The 12,848-nt window shown below is 56.5% G+C and carries 10 protein-coding genes; 6 read left to right on the forward strand and 4 right to left on the reverse strand.

The genetic code is table 11. The annotated features are described in order from the left end of the window. The first annotated feature begins 119 nt into the window (after window positions 1-119). From kdpA to CA948_RS03065, 5 genes are read left to right on the forward strand one after another with little or no spacing between them, the layout of a single operon-like run. Complete coding sequence (gene kdpA, locus CA948_RS03045; RefSeq protein ID WP_203226743.1) at window positions 120-1,823, forward strand: potassium-transporting ATPase subunit KdpA; 1,704 nt, start codon at window positions 120-122, stop codon at window positions 1,821-1,823. Between the two features lie 12 nt (window positions 1,824-1,835). Further along, window positions 1,836-2,510 (forward strand): potassium-transporting ATPase subunit KdpC, encoded by a 675-nt coding sequence (gene kdpC, locus CA948_RS03050; RefSeq protein ID WP_094196363.1) that lies wholly within the window; start codon window positions 1,836-1,838, stop codon window positions 2,508-2,510. 14 nt (window positions 2,511-2,524) lie between these two features. Continuing rightward, the gene (gene kdpB / locus CA948_RS03055; RefSeq protein ID WP_199827878.1) at window positions 2,525-4,609 is read left to right on the forward strand and encodes a potassium-transporting ATPase subunit KdpB; all 2,085 of its coding nucleotides are present in this window, start codon (window positions 2,525-2,527) and stop codon (window positions 4,607-4,609) included. Window positions 4,610-4,654: 45 nt separating this feature from the next. Then, window positions 4,655-7,324: a sensor histidine kinase gene (locus CA948_RS03060; protein ID WP_108727300.1), complete on the forward strand. Its 2,670-nt coding sequence runs from the start codon at window positions 4,655-4,657 to the stop codon at window positions 7,322-7,324. Next, window positions 7,321-8,028, forward strand: coding sequence for a response regulator (locus CA948_RS03065; RefSeq protein ID WP_094196365.1), 708 nt, complete (start codon window positions 7,321-7,323; stop codon window positions 8,026-8,028). The genes CA948_RS03060 and CA948_RS03065 overlap by 4 nt, the downstream gene beginning before the upstream one ends. A 272-nt stretch (window positions 8,029-8,300) precedes the next feature. On the opposite strand, the gene argF is transcribed toward CA948_RS03065, so the two are convergent. Next, entirely contained in the window at window positions 8,301-9,242 is a 942-nt protein-coding gene (argF, locus tag CA948_RS03070; RefSeq protein WP_108727301.1) for an ornithine carbamoyltransferase, read from the reverse strand. A 252-nt stretch (window positions 9,243-9,494) separates the two neighbouring features. On the opposite strand from argF, the gene CA948_RS03075 reads away from it, so the two are divergent. After that, window positions 9,495-9,809 carry a DUF3579 domain-containing protein gene (locus tag CA948_RS03075; RefSeq protein WP_094196367.1) on the forward strand — a complete coding sequence of 105 codons (315 nt, stop codon included), beginning with the start codon at window positions 9,495-9,497 and terminating at the stop codon, window positions 9,807-9,809. Between the two features lie 55 nt (window positions 9,810-9,864). On the opposite strand, the gene CA948_RS03080 is transcribed toward CA948_RS03075, so the two are convergent. The 3 genes from CA948_RS03080 to murJ all read right to left on the reverse strand — a co-directional run bounded on the left by CA948_RS03080 (window position 9,865) and on the right by murJ (window position 12,837). Further along, on the reverse strand, window positions 9,865-10,806 hold the full coding sequence (locus CA948_RS03080; protein WP_108727302.1) for a 2-hydroxyacid dehydrogenase: 942 nt from the start codon (window positions 10,804-10,806) through the stop codon (window positions 9,865-9,867). A 157-nt stretch (window positions 10,807-10,963) separates the two neighbouring features. Further along, entirely contained in the window at window positions 10,964-11,227 is a 264-nt protein-coding gene (gene rpsT, locus CA948_RS03085) for a 30S ribosomal protein S20 (protein WP_094196369.1), read from the reverse strand. A gap of 56 nt (window positions 11,228-11,283) precedes the next feature. Then, complete coding sequence (murJ, locus tag CA948_RS03090) at window positions 11,284-12,837, reverse strand: murein biosynthesis integral membrane protein MurJ (protein ID WP_094196370.1); 1,554 nt, start codon at window positions 12,835-12,837, stop codon at window positions 11,284-11,286. Window positions 12,838-12,848 lie beyond the last annotated feature (11 nt).

Raw genomic sequence — 12,848 nt, forward strand, 5'->3', positions numbered from 1 at the left:
TCATTGTTTGGAACAGGTGTGCATATGAGTGATTTTCTATTTCTAGCGGTGCTGTTCGCGTTCTTTGCGATGGCGACCGGATTTATTCTTGGTCTTGAGAAACTGTAAGAGGTGCTGTCATGCTGGACGATCTGATGCAGTTTCTAGTTATTTTGGCCGTCTCAACGGTCTTGTTAGTGGTGGTGGGTAAATGGATTGCCCATTTTTTCAGCAGCCCGAATCACAGTTTGATGGAGCGCGGTACGTATCGGCTGCTGGGTGTGAATCCTGAAGAGAAAATGTCCTGGAGGCGATATGGCCTGGCGCTTTTATTGAGCAACGCCGCCATGTTGCTTCTGGGATATGTTCTTTTGCGGGTGCAGGGCTGGATTCCCGGAGACAGCCTGCAGCGTGCCGCACAAACGCCAGACTTGGCCTTTAACACGGCCGTGTCCTTTACGACCAATACCAATTGGCAGGCGTATTCGGGCGAATCCAGTCTGTCCAATTTTTCCCAAATGGCGGCCATCACCTTTTTGATGATGATCAGTGCCACCACGGGTCTGGCGGCGGCAGGTGGTTTCATCCGTGGCTTAAGTCGTAAAAGCTCGGCTGATATTGGTAATTACTGGGTGGACTTTACCCGTTCTTTGTATCGCCTGCTCTTGCCGTGCAGCTTCTTGCTGGCCTTGTTTTATATCTGGCAAGGTATGCCGCAAACACTGAGTTCTGAGGTCGTGGTCAACACGCTGGAAGGACTCAAGCAGCAGATTGTTTTGGGACCCGTGGCCAGTCTTGAAAGCATCAAGCATGTGGGAACCAATGGGGGCGGCTTCTTTGGCATGAACGCGGCGCATCCTTTTGAGAACCCCACGCCGCTGACCAATACCGTGCATATGCTTAGCATGTTGCTGGTGCCTTCGGCCCTGACCTATGCCTTTGGCTCCATGCTGGCTCGTCGCCGGCAGGGCTGGGCCTTTTTTGCAGCCTTTCTGGTGATGTTCATCGGCTTTTTGTCTCTGATCTACAGCGCCGAGCAAGCAGGCAATCCTTTGTTGACGCCTTTGGGAGTCGATCAGACCCAAAGCAGTACGCTGGGCGGGGGCAATCTGGAGGGTAAAGAACTGCGTTTCGGTGTGGCGCAAAGCAGTCTGTTTGCGACAGTGACCACCGCAGCTACCACTGGCTCGGTCGATGCCATGCATGCGTCGCTGACCCCTTTGGGTGGCTTGGTGCCGATTGCTCAAATGATGCTGAACAATGTGTTTGGCGGGATCGGGGTGGGCTTTATCAGCCTGGTCAGTTACGCCATTCTGACCGTGTTTCTGGTGGGCATGATGATAGGACGCAGCCCGGAGTTTTTGGGCAAGAAGATCGAGGCCCGGGAGATGAAGTACGTGATGCTGGCCATGCTGGCGCACGCCTTCAGCATTCTGGGGTTTACGGCCTTGGCCAGCGTACTGCCGTCCACCATGGACAGCCTCTCGAACATGGGGCCGCATGGTTTCAGTGAAGTTCTGTACGCCTACACCTCGGGTACGGCCAATAACGGTTCGGCCTTTGCCGGTTTCAACGCGAACACGCCTTTCTTCAACACCACGATCGGGCTGGCCATGCTGGTCGGGCGTTATCTGACTTTATTGCCGTTGCTGGCTCTGGCCGGTGTGCTGGCGGCCAAAAAAGCCGTTCCTGCTGGTCCAGGAACCTTGTCGACGGCCACCCCTTTGTTTACCGGCCTGTTGATTTTCGTGGTCCTGGTGGTGGGCGGTCTGACTTTTCTGCCTGCTCTGGCGCTGGGCCCGATTGTGGAGCACCTGTTGATGCTCGATGGCATTACTTTTTGAGGATTGACTGTCATGTCTACCCATCAATTTATGGTTTCAACCCCAGTGGCACCGACGGTGAAAAGCCTGCTGCGTCCCGTGTTGCTGTCGGCTGTGTTCTTTATGCTTCTGACCGGGATTGCCTATCCCTTGGCAACGACTGTTATCGGGACGGCTTTGTTCCCGGAGCAGGCAAATGGCAGCTTAATTGAGCGTGATGGCCAAGTCGTGGGTTCACGCCAGATTGGCCAATATTTCAGTCAGCCAGAGTATTTTCATGGCCGCCCCAGTGTGACCTTGGGTGTGGACCCTTCAGATCCATCCAATAGTATCTCGCAGCCCTATAACGCCGCCGCTAGCGGGGGCAGCAATCAAGGGGCATTAAGCAAGAATTTGCTCAATGCCGTGGCAGAGCGAAGCAAGGCTTATCGTCTGATGAATGGTTTGGCAGAGGATGCCCCCGTACCTGTCGATGCCGTGACAGCGTCGGCATCGGGTCTGGATCCGCATATCTCGGTGGCTAATGCCCGTTTGCAGGCTGCGCGTATTGCCAGGGTGCGCGGCATGTCGCTGGAACAGGTGCTGGCCTTGATTGATCGCTATACCCATGCTCGTCAATTGGGTGTACTGGGTGAACCACGTGTGCAGGTCCTGGAGCTAAATCTTGCGCTGGATATGGCCAAGAGCGTCCAGCCCGTCGTGCGTTAGGAGCAGGTGTCAATATGTCTATTACTGATTTAAAAGCCTCGCAAGAGGCGGAGCACGCAACGGTGTTTCAGGCTGTGCCCTGGGGCACCGTGTGCAAGGAAGCCTTCAAGAAACTGTCCCCTCGGGTGCAGTTCAAGAACCCGGTAATGTGTGTGGTGTATCTGGGTAGCATCCTGACCAGCCTGCTGGGTGTGCAGGCTTTGATGGGGCAGGGCGAGGCCCCCGCTGGTTTTATCTGGTCCATTGCTGCCTGGTTGTGGTTTACGGTTTTGTTTGCCAATGCGGCCGAAGCGGTGGCAGAAGGGCGTGGCAAGGCGCAGGCTGATGCGCTGCGATCTACGCGCAAGCGGGTTATGGCCAAAGTGTTGAAAGAGCCCAGGCGAGATAGTCGTTCCTGGCCTGTCCCCAGCGATGAGCTGGTGCCCGGTGCCTATGTGCTGGTCGAGGCTGGCCAGATTATTCCGGCCGATGGTGAAGTGCTGCAGGGGGCAGCCTCGGTAGACGAGTCCGCTATTACTGGGGAGTCAGCGCCGGTTATCCGGGAGTCGGGGGGCGACTTTTGCTCGGTCACGGGTGGGACGCGTGTTCTGTCGGACTGGATTGTGATGCAGGTCACCGCCAAACCCGGCGAAGCCTTTCTGGATCGCATGATTGCAATGGTGGAAGGGGCCAAACGTGGCAAGACGCCAAACGAGATTGCCTTGAATATCTTGCTGGTCGCCTTGACGCTGATCTTTCTCTTGGTGTGCGTCACCTTGTTGCCTTTCTCCAGTTTTGCCACCGCGCTGACCGGCCAAGGTTCGCCCGTCACGATTACGGCCCTGATCGCCTTGCTGGTGTGCCTGATTCCGACCACGATTGGCGCCTTGTTGTCGGCAGTGGGCGTGGCCGGAATGAGCCGCATGATGAAGGCCAATGTACTGGCCAGCTCGGGCCGTGCGATCGAGGCGGCCGGGGATGTGGATGTCTTGTTGCTGGACAAGACAGGCACCATCACACTGGGCAATCGAGAAGCTTCGGCATTTCTGCCCGCGCCGCAGGTATCGGAGCACGCCTTGGCGGATGCGGCTCAATTGGCCTCGCTGGCCGATGAGACTCCCGAAGGGCGCTCTATTGTGGTGCTGGCCAAGCAGCTTTTCAATTTGCGTGGCCGTCAATTGCAGGGCGCGCAGACCATTGCCTTCAGTGCCCATACCCGCATGAGCGGGATTGATATTGAGGGTCGCCAGATCCGTAAAGGGGCGGCCAATACCATGCGCGCGCACATTGAGTCCCAGGGCGGGGTGTTCCCTCGTGAACTGGATACCTTGGTCAATGAGGTGGCACGGCGTGGCAGCACACCGCTGGTCGTTGCCGAGGGCAATAAGGCGCTGGGTGTGGTGGAGCTCAAGGACATTGTCAAAGGCGGTATCAAGGAGCGTTTTGCCGAGCTGCGCGCCATGGGCATCAAGACCGTCATGATTACGGGGGATAACAAACTGACCGCCGCAGCAATCGCGGCTGAGGCCGGGGTGGATGATTATCTGGCCGAAGCCACGCCCGAGGACAAGCTGCAATTGATTCGACGCTATCAGGATGAAGGTCGCCTGGTGGCCATGACTGGCGACGGGACGAATGATGCGCCTGCTCTGGCGCAGGCAGATGTGGCCGTGGCCATGAATAGTGGTACCCAGGCGGCCAAAGAGGCCGGCAATATGGTGGATCTGGACAGCAACCCCACCAAGCTCTTGCGTGTGGTGGAAGTAGGCAAGCAGATGATCATGACGCGTGGTGCCCTGACCACCTTCAGTATTGCCAATGACCTGGCCAAGTACTTTGCGATTATTCCTGCGGCTTTTGTGGTCACCTATCCGGCTCTGGGCGCCTTGAATGTGATGCAACTGCACAGCCCAGCCACAGCGATTCTGTCTGCGGTCATTTTCAATGCTCTGATCATCATCGCCTTGATTCCTTTGGCCTTGCGCGGCGTGAAATATCGGGCGGAGCCCGCAAGCAGACTGCTGCGGCGTAACTTGCTGATCTACGGTTTGGGCGGGCTGATTGCGCCTTTTATAGGTATCAAACTGATTGATATGCTGCTGACACCGTTTTTCGGATAAGAGCGTAAGATCAATAGCTATTTTCTGGATGGAGTGCACAGATTCATGTCACCTGAGGATAGGCCGGACCCGGATACGCTGTTGCAGGTCATTGGCGAGGATCCGCATCAGCCTCGCCGTGGGCAGCTCAAGATTTTCTTTGGCGCTTGTGCGGGCGTAGGGAAAACCTACGCCATGCTCAAGGAGGCGCATCAACGCCAGTCCGAAGGGGTGTCCGTGGCCATCGGGATTGTAGAAACGCATGGTCGCCAGGAAACCCAGGCCTTGATCGACGGTTTGCCCGTACTGGCACGCAAGGCGTATCAGCGTCAGGGGCGGGTAGTGACGGAGTTTGATCTGGATGCTGCCTTGGCGTCGGGCTATCAGTTGCTGCTGGTCGATGAGCTGGCGCATTCCAATCTTGAGGGTAGCCGTCATGCCAAACGCTGGCAGGATGTGGAGGAACTGCTCGATGCCGGTATTGATGTATATACCGCGCTGAATGTGCAGCATCTGGACAGTCTCAATGAGGTGGTCGGCGGCATTGTCGGGGTACGGGTTCGGGAGACGGTGCCGGACCGTATTTTTGATCGAGCGGCGGATGTCCTGCTGGTGGATTTGCCTCCAGACGATTTGTTGTCTCGTCTGAATGCGGGCAAGGTATATCTGGCCGACTCGGTCGCCCACGCGCGCCAGAATTTTTTTCGTCGCGGCAATCTGATCGCTTTGCGTGAGTTGGCGTTGCGTCGTGTGGCGGATCGGGTCAATGCCGATGTGCATGTCTACCGAATCTCCCATGCGATACGAACAGTCTGGCCCACCCGTGAGCTGTTAATGGTTTGCGTCAGCGCCGATAGTGCTCAGGAAGCCCTGATTCGGGAGGGGGCGCGCTTGGCGCAGCAATTGCAAACCCCCTGGATTGTGCTGCATGTGGATACGCCGCAGGAAAGCGGGCAGATCAAGGCACAGGAGGCGTTGGTGCGTTTGGCCGCCAGTGCTCAGCATGCAGGGGCCGAGTTTGCCAATATTGCCGGGCAGGATGTGGCGCATACGATTCTGGCCTATGCCCGTCAGCGCAATGTCACCAAGCTGATTCTGGGGAACTCTTCAGCGCGCTCTGCCTGGCCCTGGCGCACCAGCCTGTCCGAGCGCCTGGCCCGCAGTAATCCTGAAATTGGTTTGCTGCTCCTGCGCATGGATACGGTTCAGCGACCAATCCGGCCTTTGGAGCTGGAGCAGCCCATGGCGCAGGGCAAGGCCTTGTCCATCGCTTCCATTATTTGCGTGGCGACCACCTTGTTGGCCGAGCAGCTTTTGTCCTTTTTTGATCTCTCCAATGTCATCATGCTGTTCCTGATTACAGTGGTCTTTATCGCTTTGCGTTTGGGACGGCTGGCGGGGGCATGGGCGTCATTGCTGTCAGTGGCGTTTTTTGATTTTTTCTTTGTCGCGCCGCGCTACTCCTTCTCGGTCACCGATACCCAATACGTGTTTACCTTTGGCGTCATGTTGGTCGTGACGCTGATTATTGGCCAGTTGGCTGCCAAACTGCAGGCCGAGGCCCGGGCTGCGCGTGATGGTGAACGTCGTGCGGCGGCGTTAACGCGTGTTAGTCGGGATTTGGCGGGGGCCTTGGCCCTGGAGCAGGTCCTGGCGGTCTGCCGCGATACGCTGGAGCCTTTGTTTGAGATGCAACTGGTGCTGGTGGTGCCGGATCAACAGAACCAACTGGTGGCAACCCGCCACACCGGCTTTGTCGAGCTGTCGGTAGCGCAATGGGTGTTTGATCATATGGAAGCTGCCGGTAATGGTACGGAGACCCTGAACGGCGCCAGTGCCTTGTACCTGCCCTTGAAAGGCCCGATGGCCCCACGGGGTGTCCTGGTGGTGCAGTCCGGGGCTGCTGCCTCTTTAAGCACTCCTGACGGACGGCGCTTGCTGGATGCTTGTTGCTTTACGTTGGCTCAGGCTCTGGAGCGGATTCATTACGTGGAAATTGCCCAGGATACCGTGCTGCGCATGGAGGGGGAGAAAATGCGTAATACCTTATTGTCTGCCGTTTCACACGACTTACGTACGCCCTTGACCGTGATCCGGGGCTTGGCTGAAACCTTGGAGCAGCCCAAGGGCTTGAGTGAGGCGGAGCGCACGGATATTGCCCATTCCATCCGTATTGAGTCTGACGAACTGCGTCGCCAGGTATCTAACTTGCTGGATTTGGCCCGTATGCAAAGTGAAGGAGTGAAACTGCATAAAGAGTGGCATGCCTTGGGCGAGATTGTGGGGATCGCCGTTGCCCGCTGTGCAGCCGCCTTGCAGCCCCGCAAAATTGTGACCGAGTTCGCCACGGATCTGCCCTTGGTCGAGGTGGACGGTGTGTTGCTGGAGCGAGTGGTGACGAATCTGTTGGATAATGCGGCCAAATATACCCCCGCTACCAGCACAATCTCGCTACGCGGCCTGTGTTCTGGCCAATCCATGTATTTATTGATCAGTGACGATGGACCCGGCCTGCCGCCAGGCGATCCCGAGCGTTTGTTTGAGACGTTTACGCGGGGGTACAAGGAGTCTTCTGTAGCAGGGGTAGGCTTGGGTTTGGGGCTATGCCGAACAATTATTGCCGCGCATGGTGGTACGATCAGCGCCAAGCCGCGTCAGCCTCATGGGGTGATCTTCGAAATCAGCCTGCCTTGGAAAGCGGCTCCTCAGATGGATGGTGACGAACTACTGACATGAACAAAACCCAGATATTGATTGTGGAGGACGAATCCAATATTCGTCGTTTTGTACGGATCGCCTTGGAACAGGAAGGTATGTTCGTGGTCGAGGCCAGCACCTTGGCGCAAGCGCGCATGGATGCGGCAACCCGTCGCCCGGATTTGATGATTGTGGATTTGGGTTTGCCCGATGGCGACGGCAAGGACTTGATTCACGATCTGCGCGCTTGGGTCTACTCGCCCATTCTGGTGTTGTCTGCGCGCGATCGGGAAGAGGAGAAAGTGGCTGCGCTGAATGCGGGGGCGGACGATTATCTGGTCAAGCCTTTTGGGGTGCCGGAGTTGCTGGCCAGGATTCGGGCCTTGCTGCGGCGTTCTCAATTAGTCCCGAACGCACAGACAGCCTCATCGCTGGTTCGCTTCGGTGGTGTCCGTGTGGATCTGGCCTCCCACGAGGTGTTCCGCGACGGGGAGGCGGTACATTTAACGCCGATTGAGTTTCGCTTGTTGACGGCTTTGATTCGAGGTCATGGCAAGGTGTTGACGCACCAGCATTTGTTGCATGAAACATGGGGTGCGGCTTACTGTGATCGGCCCCATTATTTGCGGGTGTACATGATGCAGTTGCGTCAAAAGCTGGAAGAGGATGCGGCACAGCCCAAGTATCTGTTGACGGAATTGCAGGTTGGTTACCGATTGGCGGGTTTGGAGGTTGAAGAATAGGGGCGGGCGCGCTGCGCTGAGCATCAGGGGCACAGCGCAGGGTCATGGTCTGGCTGTAGTCGCTTGTAGTTGGTATCGTCGCAGCACTCAACAGAGCTGTCGTCTCGCGTCGTTTATATGAAGCAGGCTAGGTCCTGCCCGATTGAAATGATCTTCAAGTGTTTTTTTCAATGATGGCCTGGATGCAGGTGTGCGACGTTGTTGCGTAAAAAAGGGGATGCCGTAGCATCCCCTTTTGTCATCAATGAGCAATCTGCTCCGAGCGGCAGCGTTTAGGCTTCCAAACGACCCAGAATCAGGAACTCCATCAATGCTTTTTGTACATGTAAGCGGTTTTCGGCTTCGTCCCAGACCACGCTTTGTGGGCCGTCGATGACTTCGCCTGTGACTTCCTCACCACGGTGAGCGGGCAGGCAGTGCATGAAGATGGCGTCAGCAGCAGCCACATCCATCATTTCCTGGTCCACACACCAGTCGGCAAACGCTTTGCGACGCTCTTCGTTCTCGGCTTCGTAACCCATGCTGGTCCACACGTCGGTGGTGACCAAGTGTGCGCCCTTGCAGGCTTCCAGCGGGTCGTCAAATTCGCGCAAGATGCTGGAGTCCGGGTTGCCAGTACGATCTGACCCCAGGTGGTAACCATTAGGAGCGGATACATGCAGGGTAAAGCCCAGGATTTCCGCCGCTTGCAGCCAGGTGTAAGCCATATTGTTGGCATCCCCAATCCAGGCTACGGTCTTGCCCTTGATATCGCCACGATGTTCGATAAAGGTGAAGATGTCGGCCAGAATCTGGCAAGGGTGAAATTCGTTGGTCAGGCCATTGATGACCGGCACACGCGAGTGGGAGGCAAAGCGCTCCAGACGGGTTTGTTCGAAGGTGCGGATCATGACGATATCAACCATGCGCGAAACTACGCGGGCGGTATCTTCAATAGGTTCGGAGCGACCCAGTTGCGAGTCGGTGGTGGTCAGGTGAATGACCGAACCGCCCAACTGATACATACCGGCTTCAAAGGAAACACGGGTACGGGTGCTGGCTTTTTCAAAAACCATCGCCAGGGTGCGGTCGTGCAATGTGTGGTGCGGCTGATAGCGTTTGAACTTGTCTTTGATCAGGCGTGCGCGTTCCAGCACATATAAAATTTCGTCGTGAGAAAAGTCGCGAAATTGCAGAAAGTGCCGAAGCGGTCCTGCGTGCACGATGGCATCCATAAAAAAATCCTGCGGATAAAGAAAGCCATCTTAACCTGTCCAGCTATTTAGAGCAAAGCCGGCCTGTGCACGACAAGGGGAAATAGCTTGGTTTTAAGATAAAAAGAAAGGGTAAGGTAATGATTAGCAATAAATTGTCAAGTGGCTAATTTATTGAATCCCGGGCTTTGCTTGGCCGCGATCGGATACAATGCGGAGCGAGAAAGGAAAAGGTGCAGCCTACCTGAACTGCACGATGAGTGATCAATTGTTATGACAGAGCCAGTGAAGCAACTTGTAATCCATGGTGTGACCCGGCAGGATCAGCGCTTTCGTCCCAGTGACTGGGCAGAACGCTTGGCCGGTGTAATGTCTCAGTTCCGTCCGGCTGGGGCGATGGGAGGGCATCTGACGTATTCGCCCTATGTGGTGCCGCGATTGATTGACGGCGTGCGCTGTGTGGTGGTCGATGCGCGTTTGCGGGAGCTGGAGCCTTTGGCCTGGAAATTTGTCTGTGGCTTTGCGGAAGATAATAATTTAAAAACCAGCGGCATTGATCCCACCAATATGGGCCCTGTCGATTCCTGATTAAGGCAGCACATCCAACTAGTCGCCACCGTTAAAACGGTAGGCGATTTATTTTTTATACCGTAAGCAGAGTCAGTACTTTGCCGGTTTTTTGATACTGCAATATATTGTCCAGTGCCAGCGAGAGCATGGCTTGACGCGTCTCGTGTGTCGCACTGGCTGTGTGCGGTGCCAGAACGACCTGCTTGAGGTCACGCAAAGCCTGAGGGACCTGGGGTTCGTTCTCGAACACATCCAGCCCGGCAGCGCCTAGTCGTCCTTCTTGCAGGGCGGCAATCAGTGCGCTTTCATCAACCACACTGCCGCGGGCGATATTGACCAGAATCCCTTTGGGCCCCAAAGCATTCAGCACATCTATATTGATCAGCCCGCGTGTCTCGTCGCCACCGACGGCTGCAATCACCATGAAGTCGGCCCAATGGGCCAACTCGATCAGGGAAGGTTCATAGTGCCAGGGGACGTCGTGGCGTGGACGGCGGTTGTGATAGCGCAGCTCCATATCAAAGCCGCTGGCACGGCGGGCAATGGTCTGGCCGATGCGACCCAGGCCCACAATCCCCAGTTTCTTGCCGCTGACCCGAGTGCCCAGCCCAAAACCATTGGGGCTGTCCCACAGGCCGGCACGTACGTAGCGGTCGGACTCCGTCACCCGGCGGGCGGCATCCAGCATCAAGGCCCAGGCCATATCCGCCACGCAGTCGTTCAGAACATCGGGGGTGGTGCTGACCTGGATGCCACGCTGTTGGGCGGCGTGCACGTCGATGCAGTCGTAGCCTACTCCCACACTGCAAATCGCTTTTAAAGCGGGCAGGCGGTCTATCAAGGAGGCGGGGGTGGGGGTGACGGCGCTGGTCAGGAGTACCTGTACGCGTTCGATCTGTTCGGCACAGAGCTGGTTCAGGTCCGGGAGGACAATGCGCTCGAAATAACGATCAATGTCGTCAAAAGAAGGGTGCTGGGCCAAAGATGCCAGTTGCAGCACGATGGGACGTGTCATGGGGACTCGCTGATGAACAAGCAAATCCATAACTTAGCATGATTGGCCTGCATGTTCAGGCAATGGTTTTGTGGCTAATAAAAAAGGGGTGCTAAGCACCCCCTTTCTAACTGGTTTTTAGGCCAGAGCCGATTAAACCATTAAAAATCTTCAGCAATCAGGCCAGGGCCTTGATAGCAGCAGACAGGCGGCTCTTGTGGCGGGCAGCCTTGTTCTTGTGAATGATGTTCTTGTCGGCAACGCGATCAATGATGCTGGTCGCTTTGCGGAAAACTTCGTTAGCAGCAGTTTTGTCGCCGGCGTCAATGGCCTGACGAACGCGCTTGATAGCGGTACGCAGCATGGAACGGATGCTGGCGTTGTGTTTGTTGCGAGCCACTGCTTGGCGGGCGCGCTTGCGTGCTTGTGCGGTATTAGCCATTTTTAGTAAAGCCTAAGTTTTAAAGTTTAATCGGCAAAGACAATTATTTTAAGACACTAAGCCCGCTTTGTAAAGTAAGAGGGCCGAATGCCTACGATAAACAACATGCCGAAATAAGAAATGCCGCTGGCAAGCAACACGCCGCCCAGATACAGCACACGCAGCAAGGGCGTGGCTCCCAGGCTGATCCAGTCGATATAGCGGTCAGCCAGCACAAGGACGGCAGCAAGGGCAGCCAGGGCGGGAATAATCTTCAGGAAAAAACGTAACCAGTCATGATTGGGCTGGTAAATCCCGCGTTTGCGCAGCATGACCAGCAAGGTCAGCGCATTGACGGTGGCGCCCAGGCCAATCGACAAGGCCAGTCCAGCATGGGCAAAGGTAGGCACCAGTACCAGGTTAAAGAGCTGGGTAATGATCAGAACAGCAATGGCAATGCGCACCGGTGTGCGAATATCCTGGCGGGCATAAAAACCGGGGGCCAGAATCTTGATGGCCAGCAGGCCGACCAGACCCACTGAGTACGCACCCACGGCCAGCTTGGTCTGGGCAACGTCAGCGGCGGCAAACGCACCGTAATGAAACAGAGTGGCGACCAGGCCGTCGGACAGCATGGCCATGCCCAGCGCGGCTGGCAGGCCCAGCAGCAGAACCAGACGCAGGCCCCAGTCCAGCAAACCGCTGTAGTTCTGGTCATCTTTACTGGCATGGGCAGCCGATAGCTTGGGCAGCAAGACCGTGCCCAGCGCTACACCGAGCAGGGCGGTGGGAAACTCCATCAGGCGATCGGCAAATGATAGCCAGGTTACGCTGCCTGACTGCAGCCAGGTGGCAATATTGGTATTGATGAGCAGGGAAATCTGCGCCACGGACACCCCCAAAATGGCGGGCAGCATTTGTTTAAGAATGCGTTGCACGATGGGGTCGCGGCGCGCTTGACCCAGTCGTAGCGAGAATCGTGGCAACAGGCCCAGACGAGCCAGTGCGGCCCATTGCACCAGTAATTGGGCCAGACCACCTATCATCACCCCAACAGCCAGCGCATAAATCGGCGTGTCCATGTACTGCACCAGAAACAGGCTGGCGCCAATCATGGACAGATTCAGCAGGATAGGGGTGAAGGCCGGCACCGCAAAGCGGCTCCAGGTATTGAGTACGGCAGACGCAAACGCCACCAGCGACATGCAGATGATGTAGGGGAACATCATCCGCGTCATGGTGATGGCGGCGCCAAATTCGGTTTGTCGTTCGGGGGCGGTCAAGCCGCTGGCCATGGCGCTGACCACCCAAGGGGCGGCCAGGATGCCGATGACCGTGACCAGCATGACGGCAAAGGTCAGCAGCAGGGCGACACGGTCCAGCAATTGCTGCACCTTGTCTTGTCCATGCTCTTTGCGCACCTGTCCCAGAATGGGTACAAAGGCTTGCGAAAACGCCCCTTCAGCAAACAGACGTCGCAGCAGGTTGGGAATGCGAAATGCGACCCAGAAAGCGTCGGTAAGCGGACCCGCCCCAAAGGCGCGGGCAATCAAAATATCGCGTGCCAGTCCGGTGATACGAGACAGCAGCGTCAGGCCACTAATCGTGGCCGCCGAGCGAAACAAACCCATTGGAGCCGATA

This window comes from Alcaligenes aquatilis, assembly GCF_003076515.1.
GTDB lineage: Bacteria > Pseudomonadota > Gammaproteobacteria > Burkholderiales > Burkholderiaceae_B > Alcaligenes > Alcaligenes aquatilis.